Raw genomic sequence first — 17,880 nt, 5'->3', positions numbered from 1 at the left:
CCGCTACGCTCACTCTGCATCGCTGACGTGGGCTTCGATCAGCGTCAGCAAGGTTTCGACCTGCTCCGGTGACAACCCGCGCCCCTTGAGGTCGATCCGGACCGCTTTCGGGGACACCTCAGCGCTCAGATCTCCGCCCCCTTGCAGGCTGCGCGGGCTCAGCCGGGTGACCTGACGCGGGCGCCCACCGCGGGCGGATACGGCAGCGGCCCCGCCCTGATCCTGGGCATTCAGCGCTGTTTCCAGCAGCTTCCATTCCGCGCGCTCACTGTCCGGTGCAGCGCCGGCCAAGACCTGCCGCAAACCCGCCTGCCCCCCGGCCCGCAGCGCCGCCGCCAGCCGCAATCCGGCCTTCTCGGACAGCGCACTGGGATAGCGCAACAGATCGCCCAGCCCCTCATGCACGGCGGCAAAGCTGCGCACCTTGGAGCGTTTTGCCTTGGACGCCGCCGCGAACAGGACATCCACCGCTTCCTCGACCGAGGCAAAGACCCCCTGCCCCGTCACCAGAACCGCAATGCGGCCCCGTTCATAGGGCGTCAGATTGGCCCGCAGCTCGTTTTCCTCGACCATGGAGACATAGGCCGCGGCGCTGTCGCTGCCCTGACGCACAAAGGCGGGGATCTCGGCAAACCCCTCGTGACCACGGTTCAGACGCGCATAGGCTTCAAGCCGGCGGAACCCGGACACCAGACCATAGCCGCCGTCCTCCAGCGCCACCACTTCGACCGGGCTGCGCAAGCCGTTCTGGCGCACCGAGGCAATCAGCTCCTGAAGCTCCTCCTCGTCCACCGCCATGCGATCCCGCCGCAAGTAGTCGCGGTCGATCTGTTCCAGCGGAACCGGTTGCACCACCTGCCCCGCTTCCTCCGCGCTGCGCCAGCGACCGGCATCGGCCTTGTCGCGGGCCATCTCCACCCGGTCGGTCACCGCCGCCATGCCGCGTAGCTTGGCGGTTTCGGCCGAGACCTTGGCGATCGGCGGCGCGCTCTGGGTGCCTGTTTCGAACGGGTTGACGCTTGGTTTCGTCGCGAAACCCTCTTCCAGCGCCTCGATCTCCGAGGCATCCGGTGCGGTCAGTCGTCTGCGTTTAGCCATCCTGCTGGTCCCCTGCCATCCGGGCATCGCGCCACCAGCTGCCGATGAGGAGTTCCTTGAACTCGGCATAGGTGCGATCAAAGGTTTCCCGCCCGCGTACATAGGTATCGCGGTTGAAGTCGCGATAATCCGCTTCATAGATCCCATTTACCTGCTCTCCCGCCTGGCCCACGAGGGCCGTGACATCCTGACGGTAGGCATTCATGAAATCGCCGAAGTAAGCCTGGATCACATTCGCCATATCCGTCTGCTGACTGGCGTCGAAGCGCGTGATCAGCGCCCTTACTACATCCCATTCGAACTTAATTTCAGGCAAACCGGCCGCACGCTGCGCAACGTTCTCGCCCTCCTCGATCGACGCAAAGGTCGAATAGAGCATGTCAAAGAACCGTCCCGTGCTGTCGAATTCCAGAAACGATGCCCCCAGCGGCACCAGCAGGATATCGGCAGCGGCCAGCGCGTTGATGGTCAGATAGCCAAGCGCCGGCGGCGTATCGAGAAAGACGATGTCGTACTCGTCAAGGATACCTTCGTCCTGAAGAAAGTTGCTCAACGCATCCCACAGCGGCCAGCTCCGCAACCCCATGCGCCAGACCGGAATCTGGAACTCCGCCCAATAGAGGTTCAGCTGCGCGCCGATCAGGTCGATATTGGGCCAATGGGTTTTCTGGATGACGTTTCGCGGCGAAACCGTCAGCGCCTCGTTCAGGGTTTCATCCAGCGCCAGCTCCGGCTCGCCGGCGGCGGCGCGGACAGCGTTCTCTTCCAGCACGGCCTTGGCGTAATCCTTGGCCACCAGCGGGAACACCGTCGACCATTCGTCCTCCACGGTGCCGCCGAGGATCGAGGTCATGGAGCCCTGGCTGTCGAGGTCGATCACCAGCACCTTGTAACCGTCCAGCGCCGCCGACATCGCCAGATGCGCAGCCGTCGAGGTCTTGCCCACGCCGCCCTTGAAGTTGGCAACCGCGGTGACCTTGGCCGGCAGACCTTCCGGCCGGTAGGGCAGGTATTCCTTGGTCGAGATCCCCTCGCTCGCGAAATGCTGACGCAGAGCGAGCACTTCTTCGAGGGTGAACCATTTGGAGCCACCTTCGCCTTCGCCCTGGGGCAGATCCGGATGCGCCTTCAAAACCCGGCGCAGATGTTGCGGCGCAACCGGGATCAGATAGCGGGTGATTTCCCAGACAGAGAACTTGCGCAGCCGCTTTTCGCCGTCGGGGGCATAGCCGCGTCGGGCCAGATCCTCGCGTCCCTTGGTACACAAGGCCGCGGCTTTGGCAAAGCGGGTGGTCTGGATCGGATCGGGCAGCTTGCCTGCGGCTTTTTCCGGGTCCAGATTGAAATAGGGGGGCAATGGAGGGGTACTCATCAGGTTGCTCGATCTCGATGAATGTCTGCGGTTTTTTGTTATATGCCCAAGAATAGAGAACATCCCCGCGCCTGCATAGGTCATACGGACCCGGTGCGGAGATTTTTCAGGTGCCTGTCAGCGGTTTCGTGGCGAAACGTAGGGGTTGGCATCATCCTTGGCGGCATTGCATCGAAAAACCCAGAAATAGAAACACAACAAAGCGTTTAGTTTTTTTAGAGTCTTTAGAAGCTTTAGGTCGGGGAAATCATTTGTACTCAACGCCTTAAACGGCCAAAGGTGCCACTTTACAGGAAGATGGGGACCTATATGCAGGACGAAAGGGACCTGTATGCAGGATGAACAGGCCCCTTGAGCGGGAGGAAAGGTCCCGATTCTCGGGATGGGTCCCCCGGCGCGAAACCTGTGACACAGAGCGCCAGAGCCGCGCGTGGAGCGGTTTCGGACTCGAATTTCGACACTAAAGGCCCGGGTTAGACCCTGTTTCCTCCGCCGCGCTCTGGCGGTCTGAGGTGTGGAGTTGCGAGGGCGCATGATTCGCATTCCTCGTAGAAACGCTTCGGACATCCCGTGGATGGGTACCTTTGGGACCAAGGGAGGACCTCTGTCGTGCCGCGTGATAGGAACCCGTGGGTAATTGTCTGTCGGGTTCCTTTTGTGGCAGAGTTGCAAAAAACATCAAGGCAGATGATTCCATGGCAGAGCAGGCTTTCGACGGGGAACGGCTGACCGGCGCGTTGACGCGAGAGACGGTGAAAAAGAATGTCGCCGCAATCCACATCAGTGGCAAGCTGACTCTGTTGCAGCGCAAGCTGTCGAATGTGCTGTTGCTGAATGCCTACGACACGCTGACCTCGGCCCGCAGCCACACCATCGACGCGCGCACGCTGGCGATGATGGTGGGATACAACTCCAACGATGTGGACAGTCTGCGCGCCAGTCTCCGGGCGCTGGCGGAAACGGTTGCGGAATGGGACATGCTGGATGAGCAGGGCCACCAGGAATGGGGGGTCTCGGCGCTGCTGAGCTATGCCAAGCTGAAGAACGGCGTCTGTGAATATGCCTATTCCCCGGCCTTGGCGCAGAAGCTGCATGACCCGAAGATCTACGCGCTGATCAATGTAAAGATACAGCGCAACTTCACCTCCGGCCACGGGTTGGCCCTGTATGAAAACTGCTATCGCTTCGTGCGGACGGGATCGACGGGGTGGTGGAGTCTCGACATCTTTCGCAAACTGATGGGGGTGGACGGGTCCGCCTATTACGAGAGTTTCAAGCACCTCAACGCCAAGATCATCAAGCCGGCGGTGGCCGAGGTCAACAAAAGCTCCGACATCATCATCGAGCCGCAGACCCGCAAGAAAGGGCGTGCCGTCAGCGAGATCCGTTTTCTGATCAAGGAAAATCCGCAGATGGCGATGTTCCAGATCGATGATAGCGACGGGCTGCGCAATCTGCCGGTCTACAAGGCATTGCGCGGGCAGGGGGTCTCGGACCGGCTGGCGCGGCAATGGATCACCGAACATGGGCAGGACTATGTTCAGGAAAAGCTCGACTATGTGTCGGGGCAGGGCGAGGTGAAATCCCGCGTCGGCTATTTGCGGGCGGCGATCAACGGTGATTACTCCGTGGCGCAAGAGGGGCGCGCGACCCCGGCCAATCCGGACCCGGAGGCCGAAGCGCGCCTGGCGGCGGAACGCGAGGCGCGCGCGGCGGCAAAGGCGGCGGAGGATGCAGCCTTTGCCGCGCGGGCGGCGGAGCGGCGGGACAGGGCGCGCCACCTCGATATTGTCGAAACCCTGGTTTCGCGGCGAAACCCGACGCAACGTGATGCCGACAAGCGCCTGTTCCTGTCGCGGCTCGACAGTGATCTCGACCGCGAGCATTTCCGCCAGCACGGGTGGCGCTCGGCGCTGAACGCCGGTGCCATCATTGCCTTCTGGCAGGAGTTGGAACCCGACGCCTTTGACGACCCAGCGGATGCGGCGGAGGCCTGAGCGCGGCCGGGCTTAGCGCGTGGACAGTGCGGGCGCCGGGGCAAACCGGGCCCGCGTTCGGTTGGCAAAACCCACCAGGGTGAGCATCACCGGCACCTCGACCAGCACGCCGACGACGGTGGCCAATGCTGCGCCGGAATTGAGGCCAAAGAGGCTGATTGCAACCGCGACCGCCAGTTCAAAGAAGTTCGACGTTCCGATCAGCGCGCAGGGCGCGGCGATCCGGTGCGGCACCCGCATCGCGTAGGCGGCGCCATAGGCGATGAAGAAAATGCCATAGCTCTGGATCAGGATCGGCACGGCGATCATGGCGATCACGGCGGGGCGGTCGAGAATGACCTGACCTTGCAGGCCAAACAGGATCACCACGGTTGCGATCAGGCCAATGATCGACAGCGGCTTGATCCGTGCCAGGAAGGCGGCGATACGCGCCTCATCCCCCAGACGCCCCCGGGTCCAGAGACCGGCCACAAGGGGCAGCAGCACAAACAACACCGCCGAGAGGATCAGCGTGCTCCACGGCACCTCGATATCGGTGACCCCAAGCAGGAAGGCCACGATAGGGGCAAAGGCCACCACCATGATCAGATCGTTCACCGAGACTTGCAGCAGCGTATAGCTCTCGTCGCCCTTGGTCAGTTGCGACCAGACAAACACCATGGCGGTGCAGGGCGCGGCCCCGAGCAGGATCAGCCCGGCGATATATTGCTGGGCGTCAGCGGGGTTCAGGAAGGGTGCAAAGACCACCTCGAAAAACAGAACACCAAGGGCGGCCATGCTGAAGGGCTTGATGAGCCAGTTGACCACCAGCGTGATCGCAAGCCCCTTGGGCTGGCGTGCCACATCCCGCAGGCTCTTGGGGTTCACGCCGATCATCATCGGGTAGACCATGGCCCAGATCAGCACCGCCACCACCAGATTGACACTGGCGACCTCGGCGGCGGCAATGGTGTCCACGAGGGCAGGGGAGAGATTGCCAAGCGCAATGCCCGCAACCATGGCCAGCGCCACCCAGATGCTCAGGTATTTTTCAAAGATGCTCATGCCGGGGTGCTTTCTGGTGTTGGGGCGGTCAGGCGACCGGCGATCAGCGCGCTGAGGGCGATCATCACGGTGGCCGTGCCGAGGCAGGCTGCAACACCGCCCAGTTGATAGGTGAGGCCCGACAGAACAGTGCCCAAAAGCCGCCCGCCTGCATTGGCCATGTAATAAAACCCCACATCCATCGTGACCCGTTCATCCTTGGAAAAGGCGAGGATCAGATAGGAGTGGAGCGAGGAATTCACCGCAAAAAGCGCCCCAAACAGCAAGAGGCCTGCCACCAGCGTCACGGTGAGCCAGAGCGCAGGTCCGCCCGACATCAATACAGCTGCTGTGAGGACGGCGGGCACCACCGCGAGCATTGCAGCCCAGCGGCGGGCGGCGGCGATCAGGTCAGCCTCACTGCGCGATGGCGCGCGCAGGATGCGGGGCGCGGCGGCCTGCACGGCGCCATAGCAGATGATCCAGATCGCCATGAACGTGCCGATCATGAAAAACGCCGCACGGTTGCCCTCTTCGGTGCCGTCCGACAACACCGCGTAGAAATAGACCGGAATGCCGACCACGAACCAGACGTCGCGCGCGCCAAACAGGAACACCCGCGCTGCCGACAGCCAGTTGATATTGGCGGATTTGGAGAACACCTCGGAAAACTTGGCGCCCTTGCGCCCGGTGGGCAGGCCTGCGGGCATGGCAATCAGCACCGCGATCAGGATCAGGCCGAGGATGATCGCCATGCCCAGCGTTGCCCATGTGAACCCCGCCAGCGCGAGCAAGGCTGCGCCCAGCAGGAAGCCCAGCCCCTTGACCGCGTTCTTGGAGCCGGTCAGCACCGCCACCCAGCGAAACAGCCCGTCGCCCTCGCGCGGGGCGAGCAGTTTGACGGCAGATTTCGACGCCATCTTGGCCAGATCCTTGGCCACGCCCGACAATCCCTGCACCGCCATCACGAATGCCACCGAGGTGGCGATCTGCCAGGTGGGATCAAGCTGCGTCAGCGCCACCAGCGCCACCACTTGCAGGCCGAGCCCGGCATAAAGCGTCGTCGTCAGGCCAAACCGCGCCGCGATCCAGCCTGCCGAGAGGTTGGTGACCATGCCCGCGATCTCGTAAAGGACAAAGAGATAGGCCAGCTGCACCGGGCTGAACCCCAGCGTATGAAAGTGCAACAGCACCAGCATCCGAAGCGCGCCATCGGTCAGCATGAAGGCCCAATAGGCCGCCGTCACCGCCACATAGGCGGCCAGGCCGTTCTGCGCGGGCGTGGAGGTCACAGGCTCTCACCCACCATCAGGGCCACATCCACCAGACGATGCGCATAGCCCATCTCGTTGTCGTACCAGGCGTAGATCTTCACCTGCGTGCCATTCACAACCATGGTCGAGGGCGCATCCACAATGGAGGAGCGCGTGTCATTGGTGTAGTCCGCCGACACCAGCGGGCGTTCCTCATAACCGAGGATACCGGAGAGCGCGCCGGTCGCCGCCTCCTGGAACATGGCGTTCACCTCCTCGGCGGTGGTCTCGTGGGCCACCTCAAACACGCAATCGGTGATCGAGGCATTCAGCAGCGGCACCCGCACCGCATGGCCGTTCAGTTTGCCCTTGAGTTCCGGGTAGATCAGCGTGATCGCGGTGGCGCTGCCGGTGGTGGTCGGGATCAGGGAGTTGAGCGCAGAGCGCGCCCGCCGCAGATCCTTGGCCGGGCGATCAACAATGGTCTGGGTGTTGGTCACATCATGGATCGTGGTGATCGAGCCATGTTTGATGCCGATCCCCTCGTGCAGCACCTTCACTACCGGCGCGAGGCAATTGGTGGTGCAGCTTGCGGCGGTCACGATGCGGTGGCGGGCCGGGTCATAGATGTCGTCATTGACGCCCATGACGATATTTGCGGCATCGCCATCCTTGACCGGGGCGGAGACCACGACCTTTTTGACGCCCGCCTCGAAATAGGGGGCGAGCTTGGCCTCGGTTTTGAATACCCCGGTGCAGTCGATCACCACATCGACGCCGTCGAGCGGCAGATCCGCGATGCGGGTCTGGTTCAGGACGGGCAGGCGGGTGCCGTCGATGGTGATGCTGTCGTCATCGCTTGTGATTTCCGCGTCCCAGCGGCCATGCACCGTGTCGAATTCGAGAAGATGGGCGTGCATCGCCGCATCGCCCACCGCGTCGTTGATCCAGGCGATCTGGGCGCCGCGTTCCAGCAGCGGTTTCAGGGCCAGTTTGCCCATCCGGCCAAGGCCGTTCAATGCATAGACGGTCATGTGCTGTCCTTATATTTCCGTGAGGGTCAGGGCGGTGCGGCCTCAGTGGTCGCGCGCGATGTCATCCACCGCCTTTTGCAGTGAAATCCGGTCCAGCTCCGCAAAGGGCAGGGCGGCAAAGGCGCGGATGCGGTTCTTGAGCGTGCCATAGGCCTGCTGGAACGCGAGGCTGCGTTCGGCGTCGGTGCCCTCGGCCTTGACCGGGTCGGGCATGCCCCAATGGCCGGAAATGGGCTGGCCCTCCCAGGCGGGGCATTCCTCATTGGCGGCACCGTCGCAGACGGTGAAGACAAAATCGAACTTCGGCGCGGTGTCGGTGGTGAACTCACTGACGTTCTTGGCGCGCAGCGTAGCTGTGTCATGTCCCTTGTTGCGCAGCACCTCAAGCGCGAAGGGGTTCAGCGCGGAATAGGGTTTGGTGCCTGCCGAGTAGACATTGAACCGGTCGCCCCCTTCGGCCAGCAGGATCGATTCGGCAAAGATCGACCGGGCCGAGTTGCCGGTGCAGATGAACAGGACGTTATATTTCGAGTCGGTCATGGCAGGGGTCTCCGGGGTCTCATCGGGGAGTGCAGGCAAGCAGAGTTCGGGACGGCCACGGCAGCAGTCGAAAAACAGCGCATCGAGTGTCTCGCGCATGCCTGTCATGTCGACCTGATAGTGGAGCCATGTGCCCTCGCGGGTTTGCGTCACCAATCCGGCCTGCATCAAAGCAGACAAATATGACGACAGTGTACTGGGTTTGACCTCCAGGGCCGCTGCGATCTCGCTGGCGGGCACGCGGTCTGGATACCGGCGCATCAGGAGCCGGAACACCGAGAGGCGTTGCGGATGGCCCAGAACGGACAGGCGGAGGGGAATCAGTGCTTCCATAATTCTCGTTTTATCGAAATAAAGGCGGATTGCAAGGCTACGTTTGCGTCTTGCGGCCCGACCTGTCGCTGTGCTGCGCCGTCTGGGTCCTTGCCGTGCGAGGCCTGACACGGTGTGATACCTTGATTGCCGCCAAAAATTACGCTATATAACGTCAGTATTACTGTATGGAGGTCGAGATGCAGATCATGCAATTTGCGGATGGCGGGCTGTTCGACCCGCGCAAGATCGCAGCCGTGCTGCGCACCTCCTCCGAGGAAGTGGCGATGACCGTGGGGCTTGGCAAGGATGCGTTGCAGCGCCGGGCGCGGGTGCAATCGGCCAAGACCCAGCGGCGCCTGCGGGAGCTGGTGGAGGTGCTGAACAAGGTGCAGCCCCGGTTCGGCTCCGAATTGATGGCCTATGCCTGGTATCGTTCCGAACCGCTGGCGGGTTTTGACGGGCGCACCGCGATGCAGCTGGTCCAGGACGGCAAGGCGCAGGCGGTATTGGAGTATATCGACGCGGTCGATGCGGGCGTCTACGCCTGATGCCCCTGACAGACGGGCACTACAACGGGCCGCTCTATCGCGCGCTGAACCCGGTCTATGCGCGCGAGCCGCTCTCGGGTGTGGGGGCGGCGCGCTACGGCGGCCGCTTCAACCCGAAGGGCTGCGCCGCGCTCTATACCGCGCTCGATCCGGCGACGGCCCTGCGCGAGGCCAATCAGGTGGGGGATCTGCAACCGACCACGCTGGTCTCGTATCGTGCCGACCTGGGACCGGTATTCGACAGTCGCGACACGGAGGCGCTGGCGGGGCAGGGCATGACACCGGCCGGGCTGGCGGACCCGGGCTGGCGTGCGGCCATGCTCGATGGGCGAAAGGTCCCGACACAGGATCTGGCCCGGAGCCTGATTGGCGCGGGGTATGCGGGCCTTTTGGTGCGCAGCTTTGCCCCCGGCACCGGTGACAGCAGTCTGAACCTGGTGCTGTGGCGCTGGCATGCGGGGGACCTTACAGTGGTGGATGATGAAGACCGTCTGAACCGGATCTGAGGGGCCTGCGGTCTGCAAGATCCGGGGCGCAGGCACATTCGTCGCGCAGCAGCGCCGCCACATCTTCGATGTCGCGGTTGAGCGGGCGATCATCCTGATAGACAGCCACCCGTCCGCGCAAACGCGCGTACAGTCGGGCATTGGCCTCCGCCCCGCCGCGGAGGGGATGCAGGTCACGCGCCTGCGCCCCGCACAGCAATTCGATCGCCAGAATGTAAAACAGGTTCTGCATCACATGCAGGGCCTTTTCCGCAGCAGGTGTGGCGTGGGTCAGGATGTCCTCCTGCAAGGCGGATGTGACGCCGCCGTCGAGGCTCGCGGGGACCGACAGGCGGCGGTTTTCGCCACAGAGGGCCGAGGCGGAATATTGCGCGATCATCAGGCCGGAGCAGCGGCCACCGTCGGCGCTGAGGAACGGCGGCAGGTCGCTGACCAGTGGATTGACCATCCGGTCGATGCGGCGTTCGGAAATCGCGCCGAGCTGGGCCGCGATCATCGCCAGCCGGTCCGCCGCAAAACCGATGGCCGCGCCCACCGCATTGGCCTGGCTGGAGACCACCGGCGCCTCCGGGCTGCCGCAGACCACGGGATTGTCGGTGACGCTGTGCAATTCGTTGCGCAGGATCTCGGCGATATTGCCCAGCTCGTCGCGGACGCTGCCGTGTACCTGCGGCACCGCGCGCAGGCTGAGCGGATCCTGGGTGCGGGCGCGATCTGCCGCGACATGGCCGCGCCCGCTGAGCCAGGTCCGCACCGTATTGGCCGAGGTGCGCATCCCCTCCGACATGCGCAGGCCGAGGCCCTGTTCCTCGAACGGGTCGCTTTGCCGCCCCAGCAGCTCATAGCTGAAGGCGGCAGCGGCATCGGCCCAATCGACCAGGCGCGACAGGCGGGCAAAGGCCAGCGCGGCGAGGCCGGTTGCGCAGGGGGTGCCGTTGACCAGACTCAGCCCCTCTTTGGCGCCAAGCTTCAGCGGTGCCCGCCCGATGTGGCGCAGGGCCTGGGCGCCGCTGATCCGGTCCCCGTTCAGCATGGCCTCGCCTTCGCCGATCACCAGCAATCCGATGCAGGCCGAATGCACCAGATAGCCCACCGACCCCTGCGACGGCATCACCGGCGTGATCCCGGCATTCAGCAGTGCCAGCAGCGTCTCCACCGTTTCCCAGCGGACACCGGAGCGGCCATGACAGAAGTTGTTGATCTGAGCCGCCATGATCGCCCGGGCCGCATCCGGGGGCAGGGGCGCGCCAACACCGCAGGCGTGGCTGAACAGGATGTTATGGGACAGTGCTGACTGATCCGCCGGTCCGATGATGACATCGCAGAGCGCGCCGACGCCGGTGTTGATGCCGTAGCCGCGGATGCCCCGGTCGACGATCGCATCCACGATGTCGCGGGCCGCCTTGATCCGGGCGATGGCCGCGTCCGAAAGCACCAGATCGGCCCCTTTGGCAATCTGTTCGATGTCAAAGGGGCTGAGCGGACGGTCGAGCAGGACATGGTCCTGCGCGGACAAAGCGGCGTGGGCGGACATCTGGCTGTTCCAATGGTTGAGGGCGGGTGTCCCGCCGGCTGCACATTAAGTACATTACAAATAATATTATGAGTGTACATAATGCAGCGTCAAATACGTCCCCCGTCAAGCCTGTTTGCGACACGGTTCGCCATGGCAGATGGGGCCGTCCCACGAAAAAGGGGGCCGATGGCCCCCCTGTAATCCGTATGTCATGTCCGCAGATTGCGGCGCGTGGTGTCAGCCGCCGAAATCGTCGAGCATGATGTCCTCGCGGTCCACGCCCAGTTCCAGCAGCATGTTGATCACCGACTGGTTCATGATCGGCGGGCCACACATGTAGAACTCGCAGTCCTCGGGCGCCGGGTGGTTCTTGAGGTATTCCTCGTAGAGCACGTTGTGGATGAAGCCGGTGTAGCCTTTCCAGTCGTCCTCCGGCAGCGCGTCCGAGAGGGCCACGTGCCACTCGAAATTGTCGAATTCTTCTGCCAGCTGGTCGAAATCCTCGACAAAGAACATCTCGCGCTTGGAGCGCGCCCCGTACCAGAAGGTGATCTTGCGGTCGCGGTTTTCCAGACGCTTGAGCTGGTCAAAGATGTGCGACCGCATCGGCGCCATACCGGCACCACCGCCGATAAAGACCATCTCTTTTTGCGTATCGCGGGCGAAGAATTCGCCAAACGGGCCGGAGATAGTGACCTTGTCACCGGGTTTCAGGTTGAAGATATACGAGGACATCTGGCCGGGCGGAATACCGGTGGAACCCGGTGGCGGCGAGGCAACGCGGACGTTGAGCATAATGAGGCCCTTTTCGTCCGGGTAGTTGGCCATCGAATAGGCCCGCTCGATCGGTTCATCGACGGTTGATTCATACTGCCACAGATTGAACTTGTCCCAATCGGGGCGGTATTCTTCCTCGACGTCGAAGTCCTTGTAGGACAGCTTGTGCGCCGGGGCCTCGATCTGGATATAGCCACCGGCGCGGAAGTTCACATCCTCGCCCTCTGGCAGTTCCAGCACCAGGTTCTTGATGAAGGTGGCGACGTTTTCATTGGAGCGCACGGTGCACTCCCATTTTTTCACGCCGAACACCTCTTCGGGCACTTCGATGTCCATGTCCTGCTTGACCGCGACCTGACAGGACAGACGGTCGCCACAGGAGGCTTCGCGCTTGGTGATGTGGCTTTCTTCGGTGGGCAGGATCGACCCACCCCCGGAATGCACACGCACGCGGCATTGCGCACAGGTGCCGCCCCCGCCACAGGCGGAGGGGACGAACATTTTCTCGGCCGCCAGCGTTTGCAGCAGTTTGCCGCCCGCCGGAACGGAGATGGTTTTCTCACCGTTGATGGTGATGTTCACATCGCCCGAGCTGACGAGCTTGGAACGGGCCGCCAGAATGATCGTCACCAGTGCGACAACGATCAATGTGAACAGGAGAACGCCTAGTCCGAATGTAGTCACGTCTGCGCTCCTCTCAGAGTTTCACGCCGCTGAAGGACATGAAGGCCATCGCCATCAGACCTGCGGTGATGAAGGTGATTCCGAGACCCTGAAGCCCGTCGGGAATGTCGGAGTATTTCAGCTTTTCGCGCACACCCGCCATGGCGGTGATCGCAAGCGCCCAACCGAACCCGGAGGACAGACCGTAGGTGGTGGCTTCGGCAAAGTCATAGCTGCGCTCCACCATGAAGAGCGAGCCACCCAGGATGGCGCAGTTCACTGTGATGAGCGGCAGAAAGACCCCAAGCGCGTTGTAGAGCGGCGGGAAATACTTATCGAGCAGCATCTCGAGGATCTGCACCATGGCCGCGATCACACCGATATAGGAGATCAGGCCAAGGAAGGTCAGATCCACATCCGGGAACCCGGCCCAGGCCAGCGCACCCGGCGCCAGCAGATAGGTCAGGATCAGGTTGTTGGCAGGCACGGTGATGCCCTGCACCAACATGACCGAGATACCCAGCCCGATCGCGGTCGAGATCTTTTTCGACACGGCGAGAAAGGTACACATGCCGAGGAAGAACGACAGGGCGAGGTTCTCAACAAATACGGCCTTGACCGCGAGGGAAAGCAATCCTTCCATCAGTGTGCCTCCACCGTCTGAATTTTATATTCGCGCTCTTCGACCTGTGCCGGTTTCCAGGTGCGGATGCCCCAGATCAGCAGACCAATGACGAAGAAGGCCGAGGGCGGCAGCAGCAACATACCGTTTGGCACATACCAGCCGCCATTGTTCACGGTCTCCAGGATGGTGACGCCAAACAGGGAGCCCGCGCCAAACAGCTCGCGGAAGAAGGCGACGATCATCAGCAGGAGCCCGTAGCCCAGACCGTTGCCGACCCCGTCGATGAAGCTCGCCACTGGCGGGTTCTTCATCGCAAAGGCTTCGGCGCGGCCCATGACGATACAGTTGGTGATGATGAGACCCACAAAGACCGAAAGCGTCTTGGAGATTTCATAGGCATAGGCCTTCAGGAGCTGATCCACCAGGATCACCAGGGACGCAATGATCACCATCTGCACGATGATCCGGATCGAGGAGGGGATCTGGTTGCGCAGCATCGAGATGAACAAGGATGAAAAACCCGTCACCAGGGTCACCGCCAGCGCCATCACAAAGGCCACCTGCATCGAGGATGTCACGGCCAGCGCCGAACAGATACCAAGCACCTGTAGCGTGATCGGGTTGTTGTCGACCAGCGGATCGACAAGTTGCGAACGATAGGTTTGTGCCATCAGTCGATCTCTCCTGCTTTGAGCCGCTCAAGGAAGGCGCCATAGCCGGCTTCGCCCATCCAGAATTTCACCAGATTGTCGACGCCAACAGATGTCAGTGTCGCACCGGCCAGCGCATCGACGTGGTAGTCCTGACCAGCGGGCGGTGCGGCCTTGGCCACGGTGATCGCCAGCTGGCCGTCCTCGGTGAAGAGCTTCTTGCCGTTCCACAGCGCTTTCCAGCGCGGGTTGTCCACTTCGGCGCCGAGGCCCGGCGTTTCGCCGTGCTGGTAGAACTGCAAGCCGAAGATGTCGTTGCCGTTTTCCTCGAGCGCGATGAAGCCATAGAGCGTCGACCACAGGCCATAGCCCTCGATCGGCAGCACCACCTTGTCGACCGCGCCCGCATCGTCGCGCAGCACGTAGACCATGCGATAGGCCTGCATGGTGCCGCCCAGACCGGCGGGGTCTTCGTCCAGCGCCCGCACGATGGCCGGGTCATCCGAGGCCGCCAGCGCATCGAAGGTCTCGATGTCGAACTGGTCGGTGTATTCGCCGGTCGACAGATCCAGCACATGCGGTTCAAACGCGGCAAAGGCTTCGGCCACCGGCACGTTTTCGTCATAGACACCTGCGACCTGGAGGACGTTGATGCGCTTGTCGCGCAGCTTGTTTTCCTCTTGCACCGGACGCAGGGCCACGGCGGCGGCGGACACGATCATGGAGGCCACAAGGCAGAGGGTCACAGCCACAAAGACGGTCTTGCCAACCGAATCCGGCGGCGCGTCGAGGAAGCGGCGGATCAGGCCTTTTTGCTGGTTTGCATCAGACATTGCGCTTGGCCCTCCGTTTGATGTTGGCCTGCACGACGAAGTAGTCGATCAGCGGGGCAAAGACGTTGCCAAACAGGATCGCCAGCATCATGCCTTCGGGGAAGGCGGGGTTGATGACGCGGATCATCACCACCATGAACCCGATGAGCGCGCCGTAGATGTAGCGGCCGAGGTTGGTGTGCGAGGCGGAGACCGGTTCGGTCACCATGAAGGCAAGGCCAAAGGCATAGCCGCCGATCACGAGGTGCCAGTACCAGGGCATCGCAAACATCGGGTTGGTGTCGGAACCGATCCAGTTCAGCAGTGTCGAAAAGGCGATCATGCCTCCGAGACACCCGACGATCAGCCGCCAGTTGGCAATCTTGACGATCAGCAGGAAGGCGAGACCGATCAGGATCGCAAGGGTCGAGGTTTCGCCAAAGGAGCCCTGAATGGTGCCGACAAAGGCGTCCATCCATTCGATCCCGCGCTCTGGCAGGGCCGCGTGGCCCTCGGAGGCGCCGATCGCCAATGCGGTGGCGCCGGAAAACCCGTCCACGGGCGTCCAGACCGATTCACCGGACATATAGGCGGGATAGGCAAAGTAGAGGAACGCCCGACCGACCAGGGCCGGGTTGAGGAAGTTCTTGCCGGTGCCGCCAAAGACCTCCTTGCCGATCACCACACCAAAGATGATGCCAAGCGCCACCTGCCACAGGGGCGTCGTTGCAGGCAGGATCAGCGTGTAGAGCATGGAGGTGACGAGGAAGCCCTCGTTGACCTCGTGACCACGCACCACGGCAAAGATCACCTCGAAAATACCACCGGCAACCAGCGTCACGATGTAGATCGGCAGGAAATACAGCAACCCGTGCATGATATTGGCAAAGGGGTTGTTGGGATCAAAGCCGATGCCCAGCGTCTCGATGATGGCGGCGCGCCAGCCCGACGCACCGTATTCGGCAATCGCCATATTGGTCTGCAGACCGGTGTTGTACATACCGAACAGGATGCAGGGGATGGTCGCCAGCACCACATAGGTCATGATCCGCTTCATATCGATATAGGAACGGGCATGCGGCGCGACGGTGGTCACCGTCTTGGGCGTGTAGATGAAGCTCTCCACCATCTCGTAGATGGGGAAGAATTTTTCGTACCGGCCACCCTTCAGGAATTGCGGCTCGATGCGATCAAAGAAATTGCGAAGACCCAAAGTCCTATCCCTCTCTTTCGATCTTGCTGAGGCTGTCGCGCAGGGCGAGGCCATATTCATATTTGGCCGGGCAGGCAAAACCGCAGAGCCCGAGGTCTTCTTCGTCCAGTTCAAGCGCACCCAGCGCCTGGGCCTGATCGGTGTCCATCACCAGCAGCGCCCGCAACAGCTGTGTGGGCAGGAAATCCTGCGGCATCAGCTGTTCAAAGGTGCCGATTGGCACCATGGCGCGGCGGCCGCCGTTGAGGTTCGAGGTCAGCGCATAGAGTTTCTTGGAAAAGGCCGAGCCGAGTACCGGCTGCACCGCGTATTTCGAGGCCATCGGACGAATCCAGCCCATCGGGATCTGGTCGTGGTCTTCCTTGATCAGGGTGATCTGACGGGCGTAGCGCCCCAGATAGGCGGTGGCACCGTCGCCGGCGCGGCCCGAAAGGATGGAGCCGGAAATCACCCGAATCGGCGTGCCGCCAGAGAGATCCTTGGCGCAGAGATCGGTCATCGACGCGCCATCGCGGCTGCGTATGAGCCGGGGACGGCTGCATTCGGGACCGGTGAGCGCGATCACGCGGCTGCTGTCCAGCCGGCCGGTCTGCAACAGACGGCCAATGGCGATCACATCGTGATAGCCGATGGTCCAGACGGTTTTCTCTGCCGACGGGGGCTCCAGGAAATGCATGTGAGTGCCGGCCAGACCCGCCGGGTGGGGGCCGGAAAAGCCCACCGGGGTCACGCTGGCCAGTTCGGCGCCGGGGATCGTCGCACCGCTGTCCTGGCAGAGGTAGGTCTTGCCCTCGGTGAGCACGGTCACCGCAGCCAGACCCTTGGCAAAGGCTTCGGGCTGGTCGTTGATGATGGTGGCGGCATCCCCCGACAGCGGTTCGCTGTCCATGGCGGTGACATAGATCGCCGCCGGGCTGCTGTCCGGGGCGGGCACCTTGGAATAGGGACGGGTGCGAAACGCGGTCCAGAGACCGGCCGTGCATAGTTTTTCCCGCAGCCCCTGCGCCGTGCTGTCATCACCGACGGCAGAGAAATCCACCGGTTCGGCTGCGGCGTCGTCGACCTCGATCTCGACGCTGACAAGCACCCGACGAGCGCCGCGGTTGATCGCCTTCACCCGGCCCGACGCGGGGGCGGTCACCAAAACCTCGGGCGTATCCTTATGCGCAAACACCGGGGCGCCTGCGGCAATGACGTCGCCTTCCTGAACCGAAAGCCGGGGTTTCAGCCCGATATAATCCTGTCCGAGGACGGCGACGGTCCGGACTTCTGCTGCCTCTTCGATCTTGTTGTCAGGTGCCCCCAGCACCGGAACATCGAGACCTTTTTTCAACGAATGTTGCTGCACGTCTTCATGTCCTGTCCATTTTCCGGCGCTCTTATGCGTTACTGCGACGCGGTTTGAAAGTTCTTTAGACGGAAATTTTCCAATTTACTGTTGAACCCGGGTTCTTTCTGCCCCAGAAGCTCTCGGGAACAACGCGTCCAACAACTAGCAGCATTAGCGGAGTAGGCCCTTGTCGAACCCTCTTCTCCTTTCTCGCCGTAGCTTCATCGTCATGCCACTTGCACTGATGGCTTGCAAGAAAGGATGGTCCCTGCTGGAACTCAGCGGGCTGACGATGGGCACCAGCTACTCGATCGTCGCTGTCGATCACAGCAAATCCATCGACAAGGCAGAGCTGCAAGGCGCTGTCGATCAGGCATTGGCGCAGGTCAATCGCCAGATGTCGAACTGGGATGCGGGCTCCGAGATTTCGCGCTTCAATGCGGCGGCCCAGGGCGCGGATGTCGCTGTTTCCTCCGAGCTGCACCATGTGATGCAGGCCGCGCAGGATGTGCATATGGCCAGCGACGGTGCCTTTGACGTCACCGTGGGGGCGTTGATCGACCTCTGGGGCTTTGGCGCCGGTCAGACGCCGGGCACCCTGCCAAGCG

General features: G+C 62.4%; 17 protein-coding genes. 4 read left to right on the top strand and 13 right to left on the bottom strand.

The features are described 5' to 3' along the window. Positions 1 to 9: 9 nt before the first annotated feature. Entirely contained in the window at positions 10 to 1,098 is a 1,089-nt protein-coding gene (locus MHM97_RS20775) for a ParB/RepB/Spo0J family partition protein (protein ID WP_239325188.1), read from the bottom strand. Continuing rightward, positions 1,091 to 2,470, bottom strand: coding sequence for an AAA family ATPase (locus MHM97_RS20770; RefSeq protein WP_239325185.1), 1,380 nt, complete (start codon positions 2,468 to 2,470; stop codon positions 1,091 to 1,093). The genes MHM97_RS20775 and MHM97_RS20770 overlap by 8 nt, the downstream gene beginning before the upstream one ends. Before the next feature lie 695 nt (positions 2,471 to 3,165). On the opposite strand from MHM97_RS20770, the gene MHM97_RS20765 reads away from it, so the two are divergent. Next, positions 3,166 to 4,467 (top strand): replication initiation protein, encoded by a 1,302-nt coding sequence (locus MHM97_RS20765; protein ID WP_239325181.1) that lies wholly within the window; start codon positions 3,166 to 3,168, stop codon positions 4,465 to 4,467. A 12-nt stretch (positions 4,468 to 4,479) separates the two neighbouring features. Here the strand turns inward: MHM97_RS20765 and arsB are convergent, their stop codons facing one another. The 4 genes from arsB to MHM97_RS20745 are packed head-to-tail and all read right to left on the bottom strand — an operon-like array spanning position 4,480 to position 8,650. Beyond that, on the bottom strand, positions 4,480 to 5,511 hold the full coding sequence (gene arsB / locus MHM97_RS20760; RefSeq protein WP_239325176.1) for an ACR3 family arsenite efflux transporter: 1,032 nt from the start codon (positions 5,509 to 5,511) through the stop codon (positions 4,480 to 4,482). Beyond that, complete coding sequence (gene arsJ / locus MHM97_RS20755; RefSeq protein ID WP_239325172.1) at positions 5,508 to 6,782, bottom strand: organoarsenical effux MFS transporter ArsJ; 1,275 nt, start codon at positions 6,780 to 6,782, stop codon at positions 5,508 to 5,510. The genes arsB and arsJ overlap by 4 nt, the downstream gene beginning before the upstream one ends. Then, positions 6,779 to 7,777: an ArsJ-associated glyceraldehyde-3-phosphate dehydrogenase gene (locus MHM97_RS20750; RefSeq protein ID WP_239325170.1), complete on the bottom strand. Its 999-nt coding sequence runs from the start codon at positions 7,775 to 7,777 to the stop codon at positions 6,779 to 6,781. The genes arsJ and MHM97_RS20750 overlap by 4 nt, the downstream gene beginning before the upstream one ends. A 42-nt stretch (positions 7,778 to 7,819) precedes the next feature. Continuing rightward, a complete protein-coding gene (locus tag MHM97_RS20745; RefSeq protein WP_239325168.1) occupies positions 7,820 to 8,650 on the bottom strand; it encodes a metalloregulator ArsR/SmtB family transcription factor in 831 nt (276 codons plus the stop codon). Positions 8,651 to 8,829: 179 nt separating this feature from the next. On the opposite strand from MHM97_RS20745, the gene MHM97_RS20740 reads away from it, so the two are divergent. Next, the gene (locus tag MHM97_RS20740) at positions 8,830 to 9,180 is read left to right on the top strand and encodes an MbcA/ParS/Xre antitoxin family protein (protein WP_239325166.1); all 351 of its coding nucleotides are present in this window, start codon (positions 8,830 to 8,832) and stop codon (positions 9,178 to 9,180) included. Further along, positions 9,180 to 9,686, top strand: a complete 507-nt coding sequence (locus MHM97_RS20735; protein WP_239325164.1) for an RES family NAD+ phosphorylase — start codon at positions 9,180 to 9,182, stop codon at positions 9,684 to 9,686. The genes MHM97_RS20740 and MHM97_RS20735 overlap by 1 nt, the downstream gene beginning before the upstream one ends. Here the strand turns inward: MHM97_RS20735 and MHM97_RS20730 are convergent. From MHM97_RS20730 to MHM97_RS20700, 7 genes are all read right to left on the bottom strand, one after another. After that, complete coding sequence (locus MHM97_RS20730) at positions 9,646 to 11,220, bottom strand: HAL/PAL/TAL family ammonia-lyase (RefSeq protein WP_239325162.1); 1,575 nt, start codon at positions 11,218 to 11,220, stop codon at positions 9,646 to 9,648. The genes MHM97_RS20735 and MHM97_RS20730 overlap by 41 nt on opposite strands. 219 nt (positions 11,221 to 11,439) lie before the next feature. Beyond that, a complete protein-coding gene (nqrF, locus tag MHM97_RS20725) occupies positions 11,440 to 12,663 on the bottom strand; it encodes an NADH:ubiquinone reductase (Na(+)-transporting) subunit F (protein WP_239325160.1) in 1,224 nt (407 codons plus the stop codon). Between the two features lie 13 nt (positions 12,664 to 12,676). Continuing rightward, entirely contained in the window at positions 12,677 to 13,285 is a 609-nt protein-coding gene (gene nqrE / locus MHM97_RS20720; protein WP_239325158.1) for an NADH:ubiquinone reductase (Na(+)-transporting) subunit E, read from the bottom strand. After that, entirely contained in the window at positions 13,285 to 13,938 is a 654-nt protein-coding gene (locus MHM97_RS20715; protein WP_239325156.1) for an NADH:ubiquinone reductase (Na(+)-transporting) subunit D, read from the bottom strand. Before MHM97_RS20715 ends, nqrE begins: the two co-directional genes overlap by 1 nt. After that, entirely contained in the window at positions 13,938 to 14,750 is an 813-nt protein-coding gene (locus MHM97_RS20710) for a Na(+)-translocating NADH-quinone reductase subunit C (protein ID WP_239325154.1), read from the bottom strand. Before MHM97_RS20710 ends, MHM97_RS20715 begins: the two co-directional genes overlap by 1 nt. Beyond that, positions 14,743 to 15,942: an NADH:ubiquinone reductase (Na(+)-transporting) subunit B gene (locus MHM97_RS20705; protein ID WP_239325152.1), complete on the bottom strand. Its 1,200-nt coding sequence runs from the start codon at positions 15,940 to 15,942 to the stop codon at positions 14,743 to 14,745. Before MHM97_RS20705 ends, MHM97_RS20710 begins: the two co-directional genes overlap by 8 nt. Before the next feature lie 4 nt (positions 15,943 to 15,946). Next, complete coding sequence (locus tag MHM97_RS20700) at positions 15,947 to 17,290, bottom strand: Na(+)-translocating NADH-quinone reductase subunit A (protein ID WP_239325150.1); 1,344 nt, start codon at positions 17,288 to 17,290, stop codon at positions 15,947 to 15,949. A gap of 211 nt (positions 17,291 to 17,501) precedes the next feature. Between MHM97_RS20700 and MHM97_RS20695 the strand changes: the two genes are divergently transcribed. Further along, a partial coding sequence (locus MHM97_RS20695) for an FAD:protein FMN transferase (RefSeq protein ID WP_239325148.1) occupies positions 17,502 to 17,880 on the top strand: 379 nt, incomplete at its 3' end.

Source organism: Epibacterium sp. Ofav1-8 (assembly GCF_022348185.1).
Lineage (GTDB): Bacteria > Pseudomonadota > Alphaproteobacteria > Rhodobacterales > Rhodobacteraceae > Epibacterium.
The sequence above is the reverse complement of the archived record's forward strand: the minus strand, read 5'-3'. Positions and strand labels throughout refer to the sequence as shown.